Origin of the sequence: Thiomonas sp. X19, assembly GCF_900089495.1 — a bacterium.
GTDB lineage: Bacteria > Pseudomonadota > Gammaproteobacteria > Burkholderiales > Burkholderiaceae_C > Thiomonas_A.
This window is the reverse complement of record NZ_LT605203.1, coordinates 3,089,568-3,108,528: the sequence shown is the minus strand read 5'-3', so window position 1 is coordinate 3,108,528 and position 18,961 is coordinate 3,089,568. Positions and strand designations below refer to the sequence as shown.

Genomic DNA, 18,961 nt, shown 5'->3' with positions numbered 1-18,961 from the left:
TGAGTGATCTCCGATGCCTGCACCCCTATTCTGGAAGTCGGGACGCGAGGTTGAGAGCCCGGGCATGTCACTGAATCGATGATCTCGTGACAAATTCCACGAATTGTGGATTTGTCTGCGACCATGCCATGGACGCGCAGGCTGCGATGGGTGCCGGGCCCGGCTTGTGCTTCAGGATCGAAGCAAGGGCTGCAGGGCCTGTTCGGTGGCGTCCGCGGCGCAACAGTCCACCACCAGCCGGTGGGGCATGCTGCGCAGCCAGGTGAGTTGGCGCTTGGCCAGCTGCCGGGTGGCGGCGATGGCTTGCGCGGCGAAGGTGGCGGCGTCGATCTCGCCGTCCAGATGCGCCCAGGCCTGGCGGTAGCCGACGGCGCGCATGGACGGCAGCGTGGCATGCAGGTCGCCGCGGGCGCGCAGGCTGCGCACCTCGTCGAGAAAACCAGCGGCGAGCATGGCGTCGAAGCGCCGGGCGATGCGGGCATGCAACTCCGCGCGGTTGGACGGCTCCAGCGCCAGCACCCGCAGCGGCACGTCCGGCGCGCTGGGCGGCTCGGCGAAATGGGCCGACAAGGGCTTGCCACTGAGCTGCCAGACCTCCAGCGCGCGCTGAATGCGCTGGGCGTCGCCGGGCTCGAGGCGGGCGGCGGTGGCAGGGTCCACCCGTGCCAGTTCGGCATGCATGGCGGGCCAGCCGCGCTCGTGCGCGTCGCGCCCGATGCCGGCGCGCACGCTGGCGTCGGCCTGGGGCAACGTGTTGAGGCCCTGTTGCAAGGCAAGCAGGTAAAGCAAGGTGCCGCCGACCAGCACCGGCTCGCGTCCACGTTGGCGGATGGCGTCGATCAGGGCCGCAGCGTCGGCAGCAAAGGCTGCGGCGCTGTAGCTTTCGCTCGGCTCGCGGATGTCCAGCAGGTGATGCGGCACTTGCGCCCGTTCGGCCGCCGTGGGCTTGGCGGTGCCGATGTCCATGCCGCGATACACCAGCGCCGAATCCATGCTGATGATCTCGATCGGCCGCAACGCCGCCAAGGCCAGGGCGACGGCGGTCTTGCCCGACGCGGTGGGGCCGGTGATGGCCCAGACCGGGGCGCGCTCGGGCTTGTGCGGCATGGCTGGTGACAAGGCGCGTGAAGGGACGACAATGCCGGTCAATGATGGTCAGCGCCCGCGCAGGAACAAGGCGTCGAGCTCGTCCAGGCTCACCTGGCGCCAGGTCGGACGGCCGTGGTTGCACTGGTCGGAGCGCTCGGTGGCCTCCATATCGCGCAACAGGGCGTTCATTTCGCCCAGGGTGAGCTGGCGATTGGCGCGCACCGCGCCGTGGCAGGCCATGGTGGAGAGTAGGGCGTTGCGGCGTTGTTCCAGCGTCTGGCTGGTGCCGAATTCCGCCAGTTCGGCCAGCACCGCACGCGCCAGCCGCACCGGATCGGCCCGTCCCAGCAGGCCCGGCAGGCTGCGTACCGCGAGGCTGGCGGGGCCGCTCGCGGCGAGGTCGAAGCCCAGGGCCTGGAGGGTTTCGGCATGGTCTTCCACCGCGCCCAATTCCTGCGGGCTGGCGGCGAAGCCGGCAGGAATGAGCAAGGGCTGCGTGGGCAGGCTGCGCTGATCCCATGCGGCCTTGAGCCGTTCGTACACCACGCGCTCGTGCGCCGCGTGCATGTCGACAATCACCAGCCCCTGGCTGTTTTGCGCCAGGATGTAGATGCCGTGCAACTGGGCAATGGCCTGGCCGAGAGGCTGGCTTGGCGCCGCAGTGTCTGCGTTGCGATCCAGGCGCTCGTTCGGCCAGGGATTGGGGGTGGCGGAATCCGCCACATGCCCGGCCTGGCTCGGCCCCAGTGGCGCATACGCTTGCAGCATGGAGGCCAGGGGCAGGGCGCTTTGGCGCAGCATGCTGGGCGGACCGAACGCGAACGGTGGGTTCGGCCGCGAACCGGGGCGCGCAGGCGAAGACAGGCCGTCGGCTGTATGCCCGCCAGCGCCCGTGTCCGCCCGCCCGGACAGGGCTGGCGCCAGCGCCTGCTGCACCGCATGCAGCACCGCCTGGTGCACGGCCTGGGATTCGCGGAAGCGCACCTCGCTCTTGGCCGGGTGCACGTTCACGTCCACGCGCTCGGGTGGCAGCCCGATCAGCAAGGCGTATTGCGGCTGCAGCGCGCCGTGCAGCACGTCGGCATAGGCGGCGCGCACGCCATGGGCCAACACCCGGTCGCGCACCCAGCGGTGGTTGACGAAAAGCTGCTGCACTTCGGCCCGCGCCCGCGCGGCCGTGGGCCGGCAGACGAGGCCATGCACCGCCAGCGGGCCAATCCGGGCCTGCACCGGCAGGGCGTGTTCGGCGAAGGCCTTGCCCAGCACATCGGCCAGGCGCTGCAAGCCGGCGGGGCTGAAGTCGGCGGCGTATTGCAGGCTGGCGCGGCCGTCCTGCCACAGGCTGAAGGCGACATGGGGATGGGCCATCGCCGCGCGCTTGAACACCTCCACGCACCAGCCGGTTTCGGTCGGTGGCGACTTGAGAAAGCGTCTCCGCGCGGGAATGTCGTGGAACAGGCGCTTGACCGTGACCACCGTGCCCTGGGCTGCGGCAGCCGGCGTCAGGGCGCCGATGCGGCCGGCTGCAGCGCTGATGCTCGCGCCCGGCTGGCCAGCGCGGCGGCTGACGATCTCCACCTCGGCCACGGCCGCCATGGCAGCCAGGGCTTCGCCGCGAAAGCCCAGGCTCTGGGCGCGTTCCAGATCGTCCAGCGTGGCGATTTTGCTGGTGGCATGGCGCGCCAGCGCCAGCGCGAGTTCATCGGGCGGAATGCCGCAGCCATCGTCTTCCACGCTCAGCAGATCGAGCCCGCCTTGTGCCAGCCGCACGATGATGCGGCTGCTGCCAGCGTCCAGCGCGTTGTCCAGCAGTTCGCGCAGCGCGGCGGCCGGCCGCTCGACCACTTCGCCAGCGGCAATCTGGGAGATCAGGGTGTCGGGCAGGGGGCGGATGGGGGCCGATTCACGCGCGTCGCGCGCGGCCGAATCCGCATGCAGCTGGGGGGATTCGACCGAGGCAACCATCATCGGATCAGTATACTCAGCCGGTTTTTTTCGAGCTGCCACCGGCATCTCCAACGGCTCGGTCTCGGCTCAGTCAGGGCTCGCACAATCCGGCATTTCAGGCATTCCACCTTCGGCCCGCATTCCATGGACCCCTCCAGCATCGTCAACATCATCCTGCACTTCGACGTGCAACTCGCCCAGTTCATCCAAGCCTATGGGCCCTGGGTGTACGGTGTGCTGTTTGCCATCGTGTTCGTCGAAACCGGGCTGGTGGTCATGCCGTTTTTGCCGGGCGATTCGATGTTGTTCATCGTCGGCGCGTTTTCCGCCGCGGGGTCGCTCAACGGCCCGCTGGCCTTCGGCCTGCTGTGGGCGGCAGCGGTGCTGGGCAATATTTCCAACTACTTCATCGGCCGCGCCATCGGCCACCGCGTGTTCACCTGGAAAGACAGCCGCTGGTTCAACCGCAAGGCTTTCGACCGTGCCCACGCGTTCTACGAGCGCTATGGCGGCATCACCATCGTCGCCACGCGCTTCGTCCCGTTTTTGCGCACCTTCGCGCCTTTCGTCGCCGGCGTGGCCGAGATGTCCTACCCCAAATTCCTCGTCTACAACATCGGCGGCGGCGGGCTGTGGGTGGGTTCGTTGATGGCGGCCGGCCATCTGTTCGGCAACATCCCGTGGATCAAACACAACCTGGGTTTGCTCACGCTCGGCATCATCGTGCTGTCGCTGCTGCCGGTGGGCTTGGGCTGGTGGAAGGCGCGGCGGGCCAGCGTCGCCTAAGCCGCGACGGCTGCCTGTCCCCGCGTGCGCCAGCCATGCGCCAGCAGCAAGAGCGCTGCGGCGGCGAAGCCGAGTTCGTCCGTCAACGGAACGGCCGACACCAGCAGCGCTGCCGCGGCAAACGCCGCCAGCCGCTCCGGCAAGGTGAGGGTGGCGCGCAGATAGCCCACCGCCACGCCGCCCCACAGCACGATGGCCAGCACGGCCTTGCTGAGCACGTAGAGCACGCCGGCCCAGGTCCAGGCGCCCTGCAGCATGAGTTGCGGGTCGTACACCGCCATATAGGGCACGACGAAACCAGCCAGCGCGATCTGCGTCGCCTTGAAGCCGATGCGCATGGGCGGGGCCTTGGCGATGGAGGCGGCGGCAAACGCGGCCAGGGCCACCGGCGGCGTCAGGTCGGCCATGATGCCGAAATAAAACACGAACATATGGCTGACGATCAGCGGCACCCCGAGCTTGAGCAAAGCCGGCGCGGCGATGGAACTGGTGATGATGTAGTTGGGAATGGTGGGAATGCCCATGCCCAGCACTAGGCACACCAGCATGGTCAGCACCAGCGAGGCCAGCAGGCTGTGCGAGCCGATATCCACGATGAAGCCGGCGAAGCTGGTGGCCGCGCCCGTGAGGGTGAGCACGCCGATGATGACGCCGACGATGGCGCAGGCAATGCCCACCGGCAAGGCTTGGCGGGCGCCGTCGATCAGGCTGTTGCGCAAGGCGCGCAGGGTGCTGTGCCCGCCTTTCACCATCAGATTGACGGCCACCAGCAGGGTGATCACGCCCAGCACCGGTACGATGCCGAACTCGAGGAAAGCCGCAGCCCCCAGGCCGCAGCCGAACCAGAACACCATGCGGAATGCCGTGTGCGAAATACGCGCGGCAATGGCCGCGCCCAGCAACAAGATGGCGGTGAGCGACAGGCCCATCATGCCGGCGAACATGGGTGTGAAACCGTGAAACAGCATCCACACCAGCGCCGCCAGCGGCAGCGCGAGATGCCAGTTTTCTTTCAGCGCTGTCCAAGGGTTGGGGCATTCGTCGGCCGACAGGCCCATGAGCTTTTTGCGCCCGGCCTCCAGATGCACCATCCAGAACGCGGTGAAGTAATACAGCAAGGCCGGAATCACCGCAGCCTTGACGATGTCGGCATAGGGCACGTTCAGCGTCTCGGCCATGATGAAGGCCACCGCGCCCATCACCGGCGGCATGATCTGCCCGCCCATGCTGGCGGTGGCTTCCACGGCGCCGGCGAACACCGGGGTGTAGCCGAAGCGCGTCATCAGCGGAATTGCAATCCCGCTGAGACCCGCATGTTTGCTGACTTTTCCGCTTCTGCGTACCCCATTAATGGGAATCCAGTGGGAATCGGGAGCAATGAGATGGCTTATATCGAGAAGCGAAAAAATGGGTGGTGCGCACAGGTCCGGCGGCAGGGTTTGCCGTCGATCAGCCGCACCTTTGATCTGAAGGCCGCTGCCGAGGCCTGGGCTCGTGAAATCGAGCGCGAAGCGCAACGCGGCAATCTCGCCGTGTTTCGGGACGATGCCGGGAAGGTCACGATTGCCGATGCTGTCCGCAGCTACAGAACGGCGGTGCTGCCAAGGCTGAGGTCAAACAGTGCACCTCAATACCTGCGCGCCGTTGAGGCTCGGTTCGGCGCGTACTTTATCAGCGCCGTGCGCGGCATCGATGTTGCGTCGTGGCGCGACGATCTGCTCAAATCCGGCCTTGGCAGCCAATCTGTCATCCACCACCTGGGCATGCTGTCGGCGGTCTTTTCCTACGCGGAAAAGGAACTGTCGATTGCCCTGCCCGCTGGCAACCCTGTCCGCGCCATCAACAAACCAGAGTTGCCACCGAGCCGAGAGCGGCGCCTGGTGGGTGCCGAGTACGAGTACCTGCTGCGGGCTGCCGACGCCAAGCGCAACCGCTACTCCGTGGGGCTGCGGCAAGTCATCATTTTTGCTGTCGAGACCGCTGCCCGCGCAAGTGAAATCTTGTCCTTGAACTGGTCTGACGTTGACATCGCAAAAAGCATTTGTCGCGTCCGTGGCGTCAAGCGCCGTAAGACAAAAAATGGCGACACGTTCCGCGTCGTCGCGTTGTCGCCCGCAGCGGTTGCCGCTCTGCAAAGTCTCCCCCGGCGCATTGATGGCAAGGTCTTTACTTGGAAAACGCCGTGCAGTATGGAGACCGTCTGGACCAACTGCAAAGCCCGCGCTCTGCGCATTTACAACGCTGACTGCGCAGCGCAGGCCGTCAAGCCAGATCCAGCCTTCATGCATGATTTGCATTTCCACGACCTGCGCCACGAGGCCACATCCCGCCTGTTTGAGAAGAACCTGGGCATCATGGAAGTGGCGAGCATGACGGGGCACAAAAGCCTGGCCATGCTCAAGCGGTACACACACATCGATGCAGAGCGTTTGGCCCTGAAGTTGGGCTAAACCAACTTCCTGGGCCGCCCCCGGCGCTTGGGCTGTGGCGCTGCCTCGATCTGCAGCGCCAGGGCTGGCGTTGGCACAATGGCCCTGGCCTTGGCCCACTCGAGGATTTGCTCCGGGCTGTACAGGGCCCTCCCGCCAATTCTTATGCAGGGCACGCCGCCTGCGCACCCGGTGGCGCGGTCGCGGTCCAGGGTGGCCTTGGACACGCCAAGGATTTTTGCCGCTTCTTTGGTGTTGACCAGCCGTGGGATTTCGTTGTTGGTGCTCATGGGTTTCTCCTGTCCATGGGCAGCTACACACCGGCGGAAAAGTGATGACCCCTGATAATCCGATCATGCAAAACGCAATCCAATCCATCCTCGCGGCCGAAGCCGCGGTCATCCAAAACATCCCCCTGGACAATCCTTTCGAGCCTGCTGTCCAGTGTTTTCTTGCTTCGGCCCGCGCCGGGGGCAAAGTGGTTGTCTCCGGCGTCGGCAAAGCGGGCGGCATCGGGGCGAAGATCGCGACCACGCTGTGCTCGGTCGGCGTGCCATCGATCTTCCTGCACCCTCTGGAGGCCCAGCACGGCGACCTGGGCGTGCTCGGCATCCATGACTGCCTGCTGCTTATCTCGAACTCGGGCAAAACGCGGGAGGTCGTTGAGCTTGTGCATCTGGCCAGGCAGTTGCATCCCGATGTGCGGATTGTCACGATCACGGGCAAGAGCGACTCGGAGCTTGCCGCGTGTTCTGACCTGGTGCTGTGGACGGGAGACCCTGCCGAGGTCTGCCCGCTGGGCCTGGCGCCCACGACATCAACGACGGTGATGTCTGTAATTGGCGATGTACTCGCGGTGCTGGCCGTCCAACTCAGTGGCTTCACGCGCCAGGACTACGCGCTGCGGCACCATGCTGGGTACTTGGGCGCGGTGGCGAAGCTGGGATAATCGCGCATGGCGACTTCTGAGCAATCCATCCAGGCCGCGCTTGAACGCGGCCGCGCGCTTGACCTGGTGCAGCCCAGGGCGGTTGCGGTCCACGTGGACACGCGCAGGCAGCGGCCTGACGGTGGTCAGAACATGTCGAGCTGCCGGGCGCTTGGCTCTGATTCTTTGGCTCGTGCATTCGGCGCCATTTCAGGCTCGTTGCCAGCAGTCCTCACAGCTTCAGCCAGTGGCTCCCCGACCTTATACCTGTTCACGATCCAGAACTGCGCGGTGGCGCACCCTTCACGGCCGCGTACGGCGTCAACAAGCGTGGGGTCTGCGGTCATGGCGCGGTCGCGGATGGGCTCCGCCCAGACGCACTGCGGCACGGTGCCAGTAAGCGGGGCAAGCCCACGCGCCGCGGCTGCGGCAACGGCCGCGATGTACTCGTTGCCGTGCTTCTCCATGCGGCGCGCTGCTTTCTGTTCGGCCGTGAGTTTCTTGGCCATGATCTCCGCCCCTTGCTTATACGCTCTTGACCATCTCGGCGCGCATCCGGCGGAACTCGGCACGGAACTTGGCGGGGCTTTGCAGGAAGTCGACGGCCTCGGCCATGTCCTCGCCAAACTTCCTCACAAACTCGCCGTCCGCGATGTCGCGCTGGAGCTTCTGCATGACTTGGCGGGAGCCAACGTGCGCACGAGCAACGCGCTTCAGAAGTTCGAGCCGCACCGATTCCAGCGGCTGGGTGCGGCTGTGCGTGTAGCGGTGAGCTTCGCACCAGGCACGATTGTCCAGGTTGATCGCCTCGATCAGAGTGCGGGAAGTGTATTGTTGGTATTTCTGCTTGACCGCCGCAGTGATGATGGCGCTCAAGGCTCGCTCACTGCCATCCGCCTGGATGCCGGCACGGGCCAGAAGTCGTTTGGTCGTTGCTTTCAAGGTGATGCTCCTGAGGTTTCGGGTTGACAGGGCATCGCGAATGTCGATGCCCTGGCGTGATACGCACGTGAGGAAATTGCGGTGGATTCCAATAAAGAAATTTATATATTGGAAAACACCGCAATTCTTTTGGGCTGAAGTGGGTGGGCCAAAGGCCCACTTGGCCCGAGTCTTTTTTCAAGGATCTCCGGAAAACCTTGTGGGAACGCGGCGCAGCGACAGACCGCTCCTGTGGCAAAGCTGGGTTAGTTCTTCAAGCCGCCTTGCGGTGCCGCTCGCCGCGCGGCGCAGGCTTGGCTGGCGCCACCTCCCGCAGCATCGCCTCGCGCAGGATGGCGTTGATCTTGGTCTGGTAGCCCCGCCCCTTGGATTTGAGCCACAGCAGCACGTCCGAGTCCACGCGCACCGTGGTCGGCGTCTTGGTGGGCTTGTAGAACGGGTTGCGCACCGCGTTCTTCCAGAACGCATCCCCCAGCGCCGGGATGTCGCTGACATCGATACCGCTGTCAGGCTTCGCCGCCAGGGCCTCCAGTTCCTTGCGCTGCCTGGCGGTCAGGGGCGGCAGCTTGGCCAGGTCCACGGCATGTTTAACCATTTTGCTCATAGTCTTTCCTTTCCTTCGGGTCGGCGCGCCGGGCCGAGATGATGCGGATGATCTCGGTGCCATCGTCCTCGTTGCGCACGGTGTGCGCCACCACGAGCAACACATAGCCCTCCACCACGCCGATGGTGATCCACCTTGGCTCACCGCCTTCGATGCGATCCTGATTGGACGATGCGAGCGGATCGGCAAACACGCGCATGGCCGTCTCGAAGCTCACCCCATGCTTGCGCAGGTTGGCCAGCGCCTTGGCGGAGTCCCATTCGAATTTGGTGAGCATATAAATATGTTAGTACAAATTTGCGTGCTTTCAATCCTCGCCCGGAAGCATGATCGTGATGACCGGCTCGCCTGCGTCGCCAGGGCCGACCTGCAGCTTGAGCGTGGCCAGGCGGGGACGAACGCCCCGGCCTTCGCGGGGAATGCGCAGGACTTGAAACAAGATCGGGTCGCGGCCATCGTGCCCGCGCCGCAGTCCTGCGCGGATCGCGCGCGATGCCATCCACACGGCATCCCAAAGCCTGCCGCTCTCGCTCTGCCAGCACGCCCCGCCACCCTTGCGCTTGTCGTCGGCGTCGGTCCAGGCGCAGGCGTCGCTCCATACGGCGCTGGTGATGGCCACAGGCCAGACGATGCCAGCCTCTCTTGCCGTGCCGCTGACGTCGATCAGCATGCCGTCCTCGATGGCCTGGGCGCGGGTGTAGATGTGGATGGGCTCGCCGAACAAGTCGGCGGCCGTGGTGCCGGTTGGGGTTGCAGTGGTCATAGCTGGTGCTCCTGATGGTGTGCGTGTGGATCAGTAGATGCGGACAAAGAGAGCCTTGCGCATCGGCTTACTGTCGTCGTATCCGAAATACGCTTTCAGGCCGTGTCCGATGTCGCGCACATCGCCGACGGTCACGGGCTCATGTGGCAGGTTGAACCAGCGCAGAACCTCGTCGATGTCGTGCGCTTCGAGGGCTTGAGGAGTGATGAAGAACTCGCCGCTCAGGTAGTGCTTGCGCCGGGTGGCTTCCGGGATTTGCACATCTGCTGCTTGGTGAGCCTCGCCGTTGCTTGTGGGGTGTAGGGGATCGTTCATGTCATCTTCTCCTGCTGGTTGAAATCTGCTGTTCGGAGCCGCCTCATGGGGCGAGCCTGCAAGCCGGTGCCGCAGGCATGGCGCGTGCAGCGGACATGACAGAGCGCAGGGCTGGCGTGGCAGATGCCTGAGCGCCAAGGCGCCGCAGGTCGGGGCGGCTTCGGATGGCAGATTGGCAGGGGCTGGAACGAGCCCCGGCATGCGTGCGCAGCGCGCATGAAAAAGCCCGCGCGGGGCGGGCTGGGAAGTGGCTGTAGTGGCCTGCTTAAAACATGCCGATGCCATCAATCTTTCTTGTCTTCGCGCCGGACAGGGGTTTGCAGTTCGCGCACGATCATCCGTGCACCGTCCTTCGCCAGAAAAAAGGCCTCGGTCTCGCCCGTCGCCGGGTCGGGCTCAACAGCCGCCCGCTCCCCGGTGCTCGGGTCCAGGCCGCAGCTTTCGGCCCAGAAACCGAGCCTTTGTTCGGCATCTGGATACTGGTGCGCCGCTGTCGGCACGCCGTCGGCGTGGTCGGCGAGCATCGCGCCGAGTTCCCAGAGTTCGGCTTGTGCCAGGACCGTCCAAAGATCGGCCAGGCTCCAGCCAGACAGCGCCTGCAGGCAGGCATCGACATTGATTTGTTGGCTCATGATTTCGCTCCTGTGGGTTTGTAGTTCGGGCCAAACATCGCCCAGATCAGCGGGTCGCGCCGGGGCGCAAGCTCCGGCACTGGGCGTGACTTCGGCTTGGTCTTGAGCAACACGGCGTTGCGATAAAGTTTATTTTTGGTGTTCATGCTGTTTCCTGTTTGCAGGGCCGCGCTGTGCCGCCCTTGACCTGTTACGCAGCGCCGGAAATTAGTAAAGAACCTCATGCGTGCGCGGGGTGTAGATGATCGCCATGCCTTCGGTGTAAATCACCTGGGCGTGCTGCTGCGAGGTGATGTGGCGCGCCCACACTGTGGGCACGTCCGCCAGCGTGTTGTACCGCTCGGTCTGCCGCACCAGCGGCCCGTTGGCCGCTGTGTACACCAGATGCAGAACGGCAATCACGGCCGCTGCTCTGTGGCTGGCATCGGCAGAACGCGAGCGATCTGGCCGTAGCCGCCGACGACCTCCACGCGCTCGCCGACTGTGAGCGGCACGTCGGCGGCCTGAGTAACGGCGAAGTCCCCGCCGCCGTCCATCTTTACCGTAACCTGCACACCAGACTGCTTGTAGGCCCCGCTGGTGGCTGCCTCTCCACCAAGCCCACCCGCAATGGCGCCAAGCACGGCCGCGACTTTGGAGCCGTTGCCATTGCCGATCCGCGACCCGACATAGCCCCCGGTCAGCGCCCCGAGCAGGCCGCCAGGAGCGGTCGCCGAATCTGGCGCGTCAATGGTCACGCGTTGCACGGCGAGGACCGTGCCGAACATGACCTGTTGGGGTTGCTGCGCCTGGCCCGGGGTGTAGGTCAGGGCGCTGGACGATGGAGCCCCGCCGAACATAGGCGGGACACCTGCGCACCCGGCCAGCGCCGCGGCCAGGAGGGCCGGGATGATGAGTTTGTTCATTTGCGATGCTCCAGTTGACCGGGCCTCATGGCCCGTGCTTTGGTACGGGGGCTTGGAAAATCAGCGGCCGTGTGCATGCCCAGCGGGCAAGAAAAAGCCCGCCGGAGCGGGCCTGGTGCTGCTAAACGATTTTGCAGCCGTTCAGCCTGGCGTATCTCGCCAGATAATCGTTGGCTTCAGCGGGCTTGGTGGTGCTGCAGACAACCCGGCCGGACCCCCAGAAGCCGCCATGCCCGCCGCGAGGGCCGAGCGGGTCCTCGCCGACGACAATTTTGAAGGTGAGCCAGCGGCGGCACCAGAAACCAGACCTGGTCATGGTCGGGCAGACATGCAGCGCGACCTTCTGGCCGGTGGCTTCGGGGGTGGGGGTGATTTGAGTTTCCATGATGTCCTTTCGATGCGAAGGTTGGGCGGGACGGCGATTGCCGCCCCTGCATGGGTACGCGGCCCTGGAAATATCGCCGTCTATAGACCAAGGTCGAATTCGCGCCCAGGCTCAGCCTGTGCAGCCTCGCGCTCCTGCAGCATTTCGTGCTCTTTGCCGATGACGTAATCAACGGCCTTGGCTGCGTCGTCCGCCGCTTTGAAAAACTCGTCCTTATCGTCACTCGCCGCACCAATCCAGATTTGGAGATAGGCAGCATGCTGCTCATCACGCAATCTGGTGATGCCCGTCTCCATCGCCGCGAAAATACTGAAAAATTCGGCGCGCAATTCTTCCTTGGCATAGCCCTCACTGCCGAACTCATGGCCGCCTGTGATGCCGTCGCGGCTCAGCCGGTGCTCTGCGCCGGTCGCGTGCCCGATTTCGTGCAGAACGGTCGCCTGGTAGCCCCCCACATCTTTGAAGGCGTTGGCAGGGGGCGTGACCACGCTGTCGGTGCTGTGCAGGTAAAACGCCGCGCTCCCGGTCTCGAATTTCAGGCCGTCGCGCGCCATCGCGTCCTTGATGGATTGGAACCGATCTTCCGGTTCGATCTTGTTCGTCAGCGCTGGCAGCGGCTCAAGTTTCAAGCCATTGCACTGCGCGACGTTGAAGAGGGTGAAGACCTTGCTGTAAGCCAGGTTCAACTCCTGCGCGGCCTGCGCCCATGGGTACATTTTGCCCTTGTGTTCGGCCTGCAAAGTGTGTTTGGGAACCTCGCGGCCCGTGTCCAAGGTGGCGCTCGGGCCGTCCACAGCGCGAACCTGCACCCGCGTTTCGCCCTCTTTCACCTGCACCTCGGGCCGCTGCCAAAACTCGGCGTATTCCCAGCGCTCTGCCAGCACGCCCCGCTCGCCTTTGGCCACTGAGCCGCCCAAGTCTTGCGCCTGTTTGAAGGTCGCGAAACGCGGGTCGGCGTAGCCCTTTTCAAGCATTTCGATGGCCAGAATCAGCCGATTCATGCCCTGGTATTCCTCGCCTGAAATCGCGTTTTGTGGGCTGATTCCGGCGGTCCAGGGCCGCTCCCACGGGAGCGGCTTGCCGCTTTCGATCGCATCGATGACCTTGTCGGTGAACTCTTGCCGGAAGTCCGGTTTTGCTTCATTCATGGGTTCGCTCCGTCGCTCAGGTTTTTTGAGCGAGCGCGAGCTGGTTGCAGGCCTTCTCCAGCCCGGCGATCAGACGCAGCCGCGCCTCCAGAACTTCGGGGTTCTCGCCGTCGGCGATCCCGGCCAGGCCCTCGATCACGAGCCTTTTGATCCGGGCGTCGCGCTCGGCCTCCACCCCCAGCAGGGAGCGGATATCGTCGGGCTCGGCGCCCAGCCCTAACAGCTTCACCCCCCGGCGGCTGAAGGCGTCGGGCATCATCTCGGTCAACGGCAACACGCCGCGCAGTCCCTCATGACGCGCCACTTTTGCGAGCTGGATGATGGTTTGAATCATCTGGTCTTCTTTCATGATGTTCTCCTGGGTTTGGTTTGGGTGGTTGGTGGTTCAGGCTGCGCGCTGCGATGGCTGGTGCAGCAGCCAGTCATCCAGCTCTGCCTGCTCGCGCCGGCGCTGCGTTGCGAACGCTGTGGCGCGGCGCTTGGATACCAATTGCTCCAGCGCCTTCACGCGCTGGCGTGTGGCGGTCCACGCCTTGGTCTGCTCGTCGAGCATGGATTGCAGGCGGTTGACCTCGGTGCGCTGCATGCTGGCAGTCGTTTTCAGCGTGTCAATGAAATCGCGCATGGCTTGCGCCTCACCCCATGCCACGCTGCAGCCCATGGCGTGCTGGCGCTGTTGATAGTGGATGACGTGAGCCTGCAGATCGTTCAGCAGCTTCAGCGCATGCCTGTACTGCTCCTTTTTTTGGGCCAGCAGGGCGGCTTGCCGTTGCTCAGCTTCGTGCGCTTGTGAAAGCAACTTTTGAATCACACTCACGTTGGTCTTCATGATTTCTCCTTGGCGAGGCGCCGGGCCTCGTCAATCTTTCCAGCCCTGAACGCCGCCGCTACGGCTTTGGCTCGCTTCGATGTGGTCGGTGGCATCAGGCCAGGCCAGAAACCGCCAGGCAGCGCAGGCGCAGCCTTTTTGTCCCGGTGGTTTTTGTTTGTCACTTCGCCCCCGAAGCCGCTGCGGCAGGCAACGAGGCAGGCAGCTTTGGCATCGAGGCCATGAACTTGGTCTGGATGGTCTTGGCCTGTGCAGAGGTCTGCAGGCTGGTGTACGTCGCGACGCCGATGCCGGCGAAGGCGGAAACGCTGAGCATTGCGGCCACGATGCGTGCGGTGATGGAATCCATTTGCTGCTCCTTGAGATTGAGGATTGGTGCGGGTCTTGTGGCCCGTGCATTGGTACGTTGGAGAGGAAAATCAGGCGGCGAGGGCGTTGATGAACTCATCGAAACGATCCATCGGCCTTTCCTCCTGCCCGGGACCGTACACGGCCGCCAGGATTTCGGCCTGCGTGCAGCCGCACAGGCACTGCATGCCGAGCCTGCCTGCTTCGATCGTCACCTCGAGGCTTGCCCCGAGCCCGCCACGGTGCGCCGGGCACTGCATGACGATGGTTGCGCTGTCGATCTTGTCGCGGTTGTCAAGAACCGCGGCCAGGGCCTCGTGGGCGTTATTGGTTTGCATGGTTTTCTCCGGGTCGAATGGTGGCGCTGCTAGCTCAGCGCACGCTGATCGGGGCAAGGACAACGCCGCTGGTCGCGGGGTTGCTGGCGTCCATCATCTGGTTGAGTTCGTGGATGGACAGGCTGATGGCCCCGATGACGAGGAGGCCGCCGACGACTTTGATGAGGGTTGCAATCATTTGAAAATCTCCGTGGGTTGCGGGCCGCGCTTGCTGCCCTTGAACTGCTACGCGCCGCTGGAAATATCTGGCCTGGCTCAGTGTTGGCCAGGCTGGAACTCCGGCGGCAGTCGCTCCCATGTCCTGGGTCCGGTCTGCTAGATGAGGACCGGGCGGGCCGCGCCCATCGCGGCGAACCGCTCCGCCGCGCGCATGGCGGCCTCGAGGCTTTCGTGTCTCACCCTGGGGCGCGGGAACTGGCGCGTGGCGTTGATCCAGGCACGGTCGGCCGGGGCGGTCGCGCGACCTGGCCACCACAGGGCGTAAGTGGTTGCCATGGCTGTTCACCAGCCCATGGACAGGCCGGCGTGGAACAGCGTTGGCGCGCTGCCGTCGCTGATGGCCGCGCCGATGCTCACGAACGCGGGGCGTTTTGAGTCGGTGGACGTCAAGTGGCTGTACTCGATGCCGAGCGCGCCATACCCTGAATAACTGCCAGTTCCGACCGTGATGCTGTTGCCGGTCGGGCCGAACGTGGGCACCTGGGCCAGGGCCGATGCTTGCGCCACGGCCGCACTGGTGTAGGCGTCAGCCTGGGTGAGCACGCCGCTGCCCATGCCTTGCAGAAGTCCTTCCACCTGGCCGAAATTCACCGTGTCGGTCGGCGCGGTGCCAGGGGCGACGTTGGTGATTTGGCGCGGCTGGCTGGCGGTTCCCACACTCACGCTGTTGTCGCGGTTGGCGACACTGCCTGCGCCCAGTGCAACGCTGTTGTTGCCGTTGGCGACGGCCTGATAGCCCAGCGCCACCGAGTTCGCGCCTGCCGCGTTTGCTTGGAAACCCAAGGCTGTGCCAGGGTCGGCATTGGCCCGGGCACCCGTGCCGATGGCGACGGCGCCGATGGTGTTGCTGTCCTGACCGCCGCTCGCGGTGATCGTTGCGCCTGTACCGAGTGCAAGGCTGCCCGCGTATCCAGCATCGGCCCCCGCGCCTGCTGCGAGTGCACCCACGCCTTTGGCCTGGGATTGTGCGCAGGTGAGCGTGTTGCCGTTTTGTTTGCAGATGCCTGCCACGCCATTGAGGACCATCCCAATGACTTGACCTTGCGCGGTTTGCACGGTCCGCAGGGTGATGATCTGCTGGCTGTTGGTCTGCGCGGTGGCCAGGGCCGTGTTGGCGGTGGTGGCCACGGGCGCGATGGTCGCGGTGGTGTAAGCGTTGGCCTGGTTCACGGCTGCCGACTGCGCGGCCAGGACCTGGCCCACGTTGGCGGCATCCGTTGACGCGATGCCCGGGGCGACGTTTTGCACCAAAGTCCCCGCGCCGTTGTTGCTGTTGAGCGTGAGGCTCTTGCCAGAGTTGGTGTATTGGGCACTGTTCTGGCCCAGCACCAAGGCCTGGCTTGCAGTGGTCTGTGCGGCCTGGGTGGCAAGCTGGTTTTGCTGGATCGCTACGCCTTGGATTTGAAGGTTCGTGGTGTTCGCCGACACCTCGCTATTCACCACGCCGATGCTGGTGTTCGCCGCCGCCACGCCATTCAAAGCGTTGTTGGCCAAGACCTGGGCGTAGTTGGCTGTGGTCTGCGCGCCAACGGCGGCGCTCTGTGCAAAGTTGGCCGAACTTTGCGCATTTGCCGCTGCCTGCGTGTTGGTGATGGTCGTGTTGTTGAGGGCGTTCAGCGCGCCGCCCACGTTGTTGTAAACGCTCGGGCCGATGATGTAAGCCGGGGCGGTGATGGTGCCGTTGCTCACACTGGAGCCGCCGCCCAGCACGTTCACGGCCTGCTGTGCAAGCGCGCCGACACCTGCTTGTGCAGTGGCCGCAGCGTTCGCGGCGCCCGCTGCCGTGGTCAGCGCGCCGCCCGCCTCTTGCTGCGCAACCGTGGCGGTGCTCTCGGCTGTTGCGGCATTGGTGATGGCTTGCGATGCCAGTTCCTCGACAGAAAAAAGCTGCGCTCCATTAACGGCGTTGGTGCTGGTCGATGACACCAGCCCAGCAGAGACGTTTGTGATGGCCCGCGTGTTGCCGACGGCACCGACGCTGAACACGTTGCTCTGGCCGCCATCAGTGGATGACGCGCCGATGGCAACAGAGTTGGTGCCCGTGCTGGATGCTCCATACCCCAGCGCCAGGCCGAAGCCGCCGTTGCTTGCTGCCCCGTATCCAAGACTTGTGTTGTCCTGGGTGCCGTTGGTGCCAGCGGCAGCGTAGGCGCCGATGGCAACATTGTTCGGCGAACCAAGACCAGTTCCAGCAGCCGACAAGGTGCCGATGGCAACATTGTTCGAGGCGCCAGCCCACGAGCCGCCGCTGTTGGAGGCCAGGCCGATACTGATATTGCCCGATTGCCCAGTGCCTGCCTGGCCAGCGGTCGAGTTGGTGCCCTCGGAGATGTTGTTGTAAGCGTCCTGCTGCGTGACGTTGCTCGCGGTGACGCTGGCGCCCGTGGCCGTGCCGCCAGTGGCGGCCCACGCCGGGGCGACGAATGCCGCCAGCAGGGCGGCGATGATGGAAACTTTGATCGCGCGCATCGCGTTCTCCTGGTTGTGTTTGGTCGGCCAGGTGCATGGCCCTGGCCTGGGTCTGAATCACGACACCGTGCTGTCGGACGGCTCGCCGCCATTTGGAGTTGGCTGCACCGTCTGCGGGGGTTTTGCGCATGCAGGATTCAAAATGCGCCGCGACTGCCACCGACCCGCTGGGCTTGCCGCTTGTTTGAATACAGACGCCTGGAAATTGGCTAGCGCTGGCGCGCTCCTTTGCGGCCTGCCTGGAGGTTGAAAGCCCAGATCAGCAGGGGCAGTGCCCCGGCCAGCAGCGCGGCGAACGCGATGGTGTAGGCCGCGGCCTCAAGAATGATTTGCATGGCTGGCTCCTTGCGAGATTTGCAACAGTGGGGCTGGGAAGTTGGCAAGCCAGACCGTGCTAAGGCACGCGGCGACCGCAACGATGGCGACGGTTTCTGCGATGGCTTTGCGAGGGTCGATGCCCTCGTCGATCCAAAGCCATGCGGGGATGAGCCCCGCGCTTGCGGCCCACATGCCGATGCTGGGCTGGTAGATGAAGATTGCGACGGCCAGAGCGACGCCAGCAGCGGCCCAGACGGGCAGGCGCTGGCGCTGGGTGGAGCGGGGGCGCGCGTTCATAGCGGTGCCACCAGTTGCAAACCGACGAACCCAGCGCTTGGCCCCATGTTCGGCACGCAAACGATGTTTATCCCCCAGTCTTGCGGGTCGCGCACCTCGATCAGCGCAGCCAGCGCCAACGGGCGCGCTGGCGCCTCGGCGCTGGTGTAGCCAGACACCATGCCTGCTGTAAGGCCAGCGCTCACGCGCCAGGCTGCTGGCAGGGCAAGGTGCAGGGGTGTGTAGGCCGCCAGCAAGTAGGCTGATGTGCGGCTGTAACTGTTCTTGTAGAACCCTGCCGCTGCACCCCAGTTGCGGCTGTACTGATACTCGAAGCCCAGTCCTGGGTTGCTCTGGTTGAGGCTGTCCCGTGCCCATTGGCGCAGGTGATAGCTGGTGGTGCTGATGTCGAGGGACCAGCGGTTCGCGGCGGGCAGTTCCGCAGCGTCCGCAGTGCTGGGGAAGGTCAGATAACCGACGGCGACGATGGCGAGCGCGGCCAGGATGAGAAGCAGGCGCGTGGCGATGGTGATGGCGAGCGCACGCACCCGCGCCTTGCGGCGTTGGCGCTGGTAGGCCTGGGCCTCCTGGATGAACTGGTCGATGGGGATATAGCGTGACGCCATGGCAAGCTCCTTTTTTGTTTGCTTGCTTGGGTACGCAGCCCTGGAAATATCTCGCGCGCAAAAAAGCCCGCACGCGGCGGGCTTGGGTGGGTGGGGCGTTTGTTGGTCAGTAAAGCGTCTCTTCGGTCCAACCTTCGGCGACCAACTTTTTTAGCGTTGCGCGGTTGCCAGGCACGAATTGCACGCCAAAACTTTGTGCTGTCATTGCCAGGCTTGGCAAGGCTTGCAGCTTTTTTTGGCATTTCGCGTCGCACACGGCAGCGACGGCGACTTTGAAGTTGTGGGCCGCAGCGAGGCTCTCCACGTTGCGCGTGTCCAGGGCCAGGCGCAAAAGGCTGTCAGGCCCCGGAGTCACCATCACCACATAGTTCCCGCCGGGCTTGGCTGGTACGGGATCGGACCGCAGCGCGGCAGGGGAGGGCTGCTGTTGTGGCTGCACTTGCGCGGCCTGGTGTTGCTGGCCAAGCGCCGCGCCGATGGCAAGGCCGAAAATTGCCGCAGCCACAGCGGCGATGGTGAAGGTTTTGGCGTTCAGTTTCATGACGATTCCTTTTGGGTTTGCATCTTCCCCGCGCGGCGCAGCGCCTTGCGGGACTTGGTGTGAGACTTGGTGCCGCCGCCGCGCTTGAGCAGCGCGAGGGCGACGTGATTGCGGGGGCGCATGG

30 protein-coding genes are annotated in these 18,961 nt (G+C 64.7%); 3 read left to right on the top strand and 27 right to left on the bottom strand.

Annotation, left to right across the window (positions count from 1 at the left end; translation table 11 throughout):
* Nucleotides 1–171: 171 nt before the first annotated feature.
* Together miaA and mutL are read right to left on the bottom strand one after the other, a co-directional pair.
* Nucleotides 172–1,107, bottom strand: coding sequence for a tRNA (adenosine(37)-N6)-dimethylallyltransferase MiaA (gene miaA, locus THIX_RS14965; protein ID WP_112486832.1), 936 nt, complete (start codon nucleotides 1,105–1,107; stop codon nucleotides 172–174).
* A 48-nt stretch (nucleotides 1,108–1,155) separates the two neighbouring features.
* Complete coding sequence (gene mutL, locus THIX_RS14960; RefSeq protein WP_233224577.1) at nucleotides 1,156–3,057, bottom strand: DNA mismatch repair endonuclease MutL; 1,902 nt, start codon at nucleotides 3,055–3,057, stop codon at nucleotides 1,156–1,158.
* A gap of 123 nt (nucleotides 3,058–3,180) precedes the next feature.
* Between mutL and THIX_RS14955 the strand changes: the two genes are divergently transcribed.
* A complete protein-coding gene (locus tag THIX_RS14955; protein WP_112486831.1) occupies nucleotides 3,181–3,822 on the top strand; it encodes a VTT domain-containing protein in 642 nt (213 codons plus the stop codon).
* Here THIX_RS14955 and THIX_RS14950 read toward each other — a convergent pair.
* On the bottom strand, nucleotides 3,819–5,174 hold the full coding sequence (locus THIX_RS14950; protein WP_256360009.1) for a TRAP transporter fused permease subunit: 1,356 nt from the start codon (nucleotides 5,172–5,174) through the stop codon (nucleotides 3,819–3,821). The two genes, THIX_RS14955 and THIX_RS14950, sit on opposite strands and share 4 nt — an antisense overlap.
* A 30-nt stretch (nucleotides 5,175–5,204) precedes the next feature.
* Between THIX_RS14950 and THIX_RS14945 the strand changes: the two genes are divergently transcribed.
* Nucleotides 5,205–6,272 (top strand): tyrosine-type recombinase/integrase, encoded by a 1,068-nt coding sequence (locus THIX_RS14945; RefSeq protein WP_112488402.1) that lies wholly within the window; start codon nucleotides 5,205–5,207, stop codon nucleotides 6,270–6,272.
* Here THIX_RS14945 and THIX_RS14940 read toward each other — a convergent pair.
* Nucleotides 6,269–6,541 carry an AlpA family transcriptional regulator gene (locus THIX_RS14940; RefSeq protein WP_112486830.1) on the bottom strand — a complete coding sequence of 91 codons (273 nt, stop codon included), beginning with the start codon at nucleotides 6,539–6,541 and terminating at the stop codon, nucleotides 6,269–6,271. The genes THIX_RS14945 and THIX_RS14940 overlap by 4 nt on opposite strands.
* 65 nt (nucleotides 6,542–6,606) lie before the next feature.
* On the opposite strand from THIX_RS14940, the gene THIX_RS14935 reads away from it, so the two are divergent.
* Nucleotides 6,607–7,200: an SIS domain-containing protein gene (locus tag THIX_RS14935; RefSeq protein WP_112486829.1), complete on the top strand. Its 594-nt coding sequence runs from the start codon at nucleotides 6,607–6,609 to the stop codon at nucleotides 7,198–7,200.
* Nucleotides 7,201–7,325: 125 nt separating this feature from the next.
* Here THIX_RS14935 and THIX_RS14930 read toward each other — a convergent pair whose 3' ends face one another.
* The 23 genes from THIX_RS14930 to THIX_RS24620 all read right to left on the bottom strand — a co-directional run bounded on the left by THIX_RS14930 (nucleotide 7,326) and on the right by THIX_RS24620 (nucleotide 18,959).
* On the bottom strand, nucleotides 7,326–7,688 hold the full coding sequence (locus THIX_RS14930) for a hypothetical protein (RefSeq protein WP_112486828.1): 363 nt from the start codon (nucleotides 7,686–7,688) through the stop codon (nucleotides 7,326–7,328).
* A gap of 16 nt (nucleotides 7,689–7,704) precedes the next feature.
* Nucleotides 7,705–8,121 carry a hypothetical protein gene (locus THIX_RS14925; RefSeq protein WP_112486827.1) on the bottom strand — a complete coding sequence of 139 codons (417 nt, stop codon included), beginning with the start codon at nucleotides 8,119–8,121 and terminating at the stop codon, nucleotides 7,705–7,707.
* Nucleotides 8,122–8,374: 253 nt separating this feature from the next.
* Nucleotides 8,375–8,725, bottom strand: a complete 351-nt coding sequence (locus tag THIX_RS14920) for a BrnA antitoxin family protein (protein WP_112486826.1) — start codon at nucleotides 8,723–8,725, stop codon at nucleotides 8,375–8,377.
* Nucleotides 8,709–9,002, bottom strand: a complete 294-nt coding sequence (locus tag THIX_RS14915; protein WP_112486825.1) for a BrnT family toxin — start codon at nucleotides 9,000–9,002, stop codon at nucleotides 8,709–8,711. The genes THIX_RS14920 and THIX_RS14915 overlap by 17 nt, the downstream gene beginning before the upstream one ends.
* Before the next feature lie 30 nt (nucleotides 9,003–9,032).
* The gene (locus THIX_RS14910) at nucleotides 9,033–9,488 is read right to left on the bottom strand and encodes a DUF6573 family protein (RefSeq protein ID WP_112486824.1); all 456 of its coding nucleotides are present in this window, start codon (nucleotides 9,486–9,488) and stop codon (nucleotides 9,033–9,035) included.
* A 30-nt stretch (nucleotides 9,489–9,518) separates the two neighbouring features.
* The gene (locus THIX_RS14905; RefSeq protein WP_112486823.1) at nucleotides 9,519–9,803 is read right to left on the bottom strand and encodes a hypothetical protein; all 285 of its coding nucleotides are present in this window, start codon (nucleotides 9,801–9,803) and stop codon (nucleotides 9,519–9,521) included.
* A gap of 284 nt (nucleotides 9,804–10,087) precedes the next feature.
* Nucleotides 10,088–10,435, bottom strand: a complete 348-nt coding sequence (locus THIX_RS14900; protein WP_112486822.1) for a hypothetical protein — start codon at nucleotides 10,433–10,435, stop codon at nucleotides 10,088–10,090.
* Nucleotides 10,432–10,581, bottom strand: coding sequence for a hypothetical protein (locus tag THIX_RS23490; protein ID WP_158540912.1), 150 nt, complete (start codon nucleotides 10,579–10,581; stop codon nucleotides 10,432–10,434). The genes THIX_RS14900 and THIX_RS23490 overlap by 4 nt, the downstream gene beginning before the upstream one ends.
* Nucleotides 10,582–10,642: 61 nt before the next feature.
* On the bottom strand, nucleotides 10,643–10,837 hold the full coding sequence (locus tag THIX_RS14895; protein ID WP_112486821.1) for a hypothetical protein: 195 nt from the start codon (nucleotides 10,835–10,837) through the stop codon (nucleotides 10,643–10,645).
* On the bottom strand, nucleotides 10,834–11,340 hold the full coding sequence (locus THIX_RS14890) for a glycine zipper 2TM domain-containing protein (RefSeq protein WP_112486820.1): 507 nt from the start codon (nucleotides 11,338–11,340) through the stop codon (nucleotides 10,834–10,836). The genes THIX_RS14895 and THIX_RS14890 overlap by 4 nt, the downstream gene beginning before the upstream one ends.
* A gap of 121 nt (nucleotides 11,341–11,461) precedes the next feature.
* Nucleotides 11,462–11,725 (bottom strand): hypothetical protein, encoded by a 264-nt coding sequence (locus THIX_RS14885; RefSeq protein WP_112486819.1) that lies wholly within the window; start codon nucleotides 11,723–11,725, stop codon nucleotides 11,462–11,464.
* An 80-nt stretch (nucleotides 11,726–11,805) separates the two neighbouring features.
* Nucleotides 11,806–12,873, bottom strand: a complete 1,068-nt coding sequence (locus THIX_RS14880) for an ArdC family protein (protein ID WP_112486818.1) — start codon at nucleotides 12,871–12,873, stop codon at nucleotides 11,806–11,808.
* 16 nt (nucleotides 12,874–12,889) lie between these two features.
* Entirely contained in the window at nucleotides 12,890–13,222 is a 333-nt protein-coding gene (locus THIX_RS14875) for a hypothetical protein (RefSeq protein ID WP_112486817.1), read from the bottom strand.
* A 36-nt stretch (nucleotides 13,223–13,258) separates the two neighbouring features.
* Nucleotides 13,259–13,702, bottom strand: a complete 444-nt coding sequence (locus tag THIX_RS14870; RefSeq protein WP_112486816.1) for a flagellar export protein FliJ — start codon at nucleotides 13,700–13,702, stop codon at nucleotides 13,259–13,261.
* Between the two features lie 160 nt (nucleotides 13,703–13,862).
* Nucleotides 13,863–14,051, bottom strand: a complete 189-nt coding sequence (locus tag THIX_RS14865; protein WP_112486815.1) for a hypothetical protein — start codon at nucleotides 14,049–14,051, stop codon at nucleotides 13,863–13,865.
* A 70-nt stretch (nucleotides 14,052–14,121) separates the two neighbouring features.
* Nucleotides 14,122–14,388: a hypothetical protein gene (locus tag THIX_RS14860; protein ID WP_112486814.1), complete on the bottom strand. Its 267-nt coding sequence runs from the start codon at nucleotides 14,386–14,388 to the stop codon at nucleotides 14,122–14,124.
* Nucleotides 14,389–14,422: 34 nt separating this feature from the next.
* Nucleotides 14,423–14,566, bottom strand: coding sequence for a hypothetical protein (locus tag THIX_RS23485; protein ID WP_158540911.1), 144 nt, complete (start codon nucleotides 14,564–14,566; stop codon nucleotides 14,423–14,425).
* A gap of 323 nt (nucleotides 14,567–14,889) precedes the next feature.
* Nucleotides 14,890–17,076: a hypothetical protein gene (locus THIX_RS14850; RefSeq protein WP_112486812.1), complete on the bottom strand. Its 2,187-nt coding sequence runs from the start codon at nucleotides 17,074–17,076 to the stop codon at nucleotides 14,890–14,892.
* A gap of 209 nt (nucleotides 17,077–17,285) precedes the next feature.
* Nucleotides 17,286–17,411 (bottom strand): hypothetical protein, encoded by a 126-nt coding sequence (locus THIX_RS24625; RefSeq protein WP_256359984.1) that lies wholly within the window; start codon nucleotides 17,409–17,411, stop codon nucleotides 17,286–17,288.
* On the bottom strand, nucleotides 17,395–17,691 hold the full coding sequence (locus THIX_RS14845; RefSeq protein WP_112486811.1) for a hypothetical protein: 297 nt from the start codon (nucleotides 17,689–17,691) through the stop codon (nucleotides 17,395–17,397). Before THIX_RS14845 ends, THIX_RS24625 begins: the two co-directional genes overlap by 17 nt.
* Nucleotides 17,688–18,296, bottom strand: coding sequence for a hypothetical protein (locus tag THIX_RS14840; RefSeq protein WP_112486810.1), 609 nt, complete (start codon nucleotides 18,294–18,296; stop codon nucleotides 17,688–17,690). The genes THIX_RS14845 and THIX_RS14840 overlap by 4 nt, the downstream gene beginning before the upstream one ends.
* 106 nt (nucleotides 18,297–18,402) lie before the next feature.
* The gene (locus tag THIX_RS14835; RefSeq protein WP_112486809.1) at nucleotides 18,403–18,837 is read right to left on the bottom strand and encodes a hypothetical protein; all 435 of its coding nucleotides are present in this window, start codon (nucleotides 18,835–18,837) and stop codon (nucleotides 18,403–18,405) included.
* A complete protein-coding gene (locus tag THIX_RS24620) occupies nucleotides 18,834–18,959 on the bottom strand; it encodes a hypothetical protein (protein ID WP_256359983.1) in 126 nt (41 codons plus the stop codon). Before THIX_RS24620 ends, THIX_RS14835 begins: the two co-directional genes overlap by 4 nt.
* Nucleotides 18,960–18,961: the final 2 nt, after the last annotated feature.

What these genes read in the sequence shown, in the direction of transcription:
- miaA (WP_112486832.1), bottom strand. Translation starts at nt 1,107, where the DNA reads ATGCCGCACAAGCCCGAGCGCGCCCCGGTCTGGGCCATCACCGGCCCC.
- mutL (WP_233224577.1), bottom strand. Translation starts at nt 3,057, where the DNA reads ATGATGGTTGCCTCGGTCGAATCCCCCCAGCTGCATGCGGATTCGGCC.
- THIX_RS14955 (WP_112486831.1), top strand. Translation starts at nt 3,181, where the DNA reads ATGGACCCCTCCAGCATCGTCAACATCATCCTGCACTTCGACGTGCAA.
- THIX_RS14945 (WP_112488402.1), top strand. Translation starts at nt 5,205, where the DNA reads ATGGCTTATATCGAGAAGCGAAAAAATGGGTGGTGCGCACAGGTCCGG.
- THIX_RS14940 (WP_112486830.1), bottom strand. Translation starts at nt 6,541, where the DNA reads ATGAGCACCAACAACGAAATCCCACGGCTGGTCAACACCAAAGAAGCG.
- THIX_RS14935 (WP_112486829.1), top strand. Translation starts at nt 6,607, where the DNA reads ATGCAAAACGCAATCCAATCCATCCTCGCGGCCGAAGCCGCGGTCATC.
- THIX_RS14930 (WP_112486828.1), bottom strand. Translation starts at nt 7,688, where the DNA reads ATGGCCAAGAAACTCACGGCCGAACAGAAAGCAGCGCGCCGCATGGAG.
- THIX_RS14920 (WP_112486826.1), bottom strand. Translation starts at nt 8,725, where the DNA reads ATGAGCAAAATGGTTAAACATGCCGTGGACCTGGCCAAGCTGCCGCCC.
- THIX_RS14915 (WP_112486825.1), bottom strand. Translation starts at nt 9,002, where the DNA reads ATGCTCACCAAATTCGAATGGGACTCCGCCAAGGCGCTGGCCAACCTG.
- THIX_RS14910 (WP_112486824.1), bottom strand. Translation starts at nt 9,488, where the DNA reads ATGACCACTGCAACCCCAACCGGCACCACGGCCGCCGACTTGTTCGGC.
- THIX_RS14905 (WP_112486823.1), bottom strand. Translation starts at nt 9,803, where the DNA reads ATGAACGATCCCCTACACCCCACAAGCAACGGCGAGGCTCACCAAGCA.
- THIX_RS14900 (WP_112486822.1), bottom strand. Translation starts at nt 10,435, where the DNA reads ATGAGCCAACAAATCAATGTCGATGCCTGCCTGCAGGCGCTGTCTGGC.
- THIX_RS23490 (WP_158540912.1), bottom strand. Translation starts at nt 10,581, where the DNA reads ATGAACACCAAAAATAAACTTTATCGCAACGCCGTGTTGCTCAAGACC.
- THIX_RS14890 (WP_112486820.1), bottom strand. Translation starts at nt 11,340, where the DNA reads ATGAACAAACTCATCATCCCGGCCCTCCTGGCCGCGGCGCTGGCCGGG.
- THIX_RS14885 (WP_112486819.1), bottom strand. Translation starts at nt 11,725, where the DNA reads ATGGAAACTCAAATCACCCCCACCCCCGAAGCCACCGGCCAGAAGGTC.
- THIX_RS14880 (WP_112486818.1), bottom strand. Translation starts at nt 12,873, where the DNA reads ATGAATGAAGCAAAACCGGACTTCCGGCAAGAGTTCACCGACAAGGTC.
- THIX_RS14875 (WP_112486817.1), bottom strand. Translation starts at nt 13,222, where the DNA reads ATGAAAGAAGACCAGATGATTCAAACCATCATCCAGCTCGCAAAAGTG.
- THIX_RS14870 (WP_112486816.1), bottom strand. Translation starts at nt 13,702, where the DNA reads ATGAAGACCAACGTGAGTGTGATTCAAAAGTTGCTTTCACAAGCGCAC.
- THIX_RS14865 (WP_112486815.1), bottom strand. Translation starts at nt 14,051, where the DNA reads ATGGATTCCATCACCGCACGCATCGTGGCCGCAATGCTCAGCGTTTCC.
- THIX_RS14860 (WP_112486814.1), bottom strand. Translation starts at nt 14,388, where the DNA reads ATGCAAACCAATAACGCCCACGAGGCCCTGGCCGCGGTTCTTGACAAC.
- THIX_RS23485 (WP_158540911.1), bottom strand. Translation starts at nt 14,566, where the DNA reads ATGATTGCAACCCTCATCAAAGTCGTCGGCGGCCTCCTCGTCATCGGG.
- THIX_RS14850 (WP_112486812.1), bottom strand. Translation starts at nt 17,076, where the DNA reads ATGCGCGCGATCAAAGTTTCCATCATCGCCGCCCTGCTGGCGGCATTC.
- THIX_RS24625 (WP_256359984.1), bottom strand. Translation starts at nt 17,411, where the DNA reads ATGCAAATCATTCTTGAGGCCGCGGCCTACACCATCGCGTTCGCCGCG.
- THIX_RS14845 (WP_112486811.1), bottom strand. Translation starts at nt 17,691, where the DNA reads ATGAACGCGCGCCCCCGCTCCACCCAGCGCCAGCGCCTGCCCGTCTGG.
- THIX_RS14840 (WP_112486810.1), bottom strand. Translation starts at nt 18,296, where the DNA reads ATGGCGTCACGCTATATCCCCATCGACCAGTTCATCCAGGAGGCCCAG.
- THIX_RS14835 (WP_112486809.1), bottom strand. Translation starts at nt 18,837, where the DNA reads ATGAAACTGAACGCCAAAACCTTCACCATCGCCGCTGTGGCTGCGGCA.
- THIX_RS24620 (WP_256359983.1), bottom strand. Translation starts at nt 18,959, where the DNA reads ATGCGCCCCCGCAATCACGTCGCCCTCGCGCTGCTCAAGCGCGGCGGC.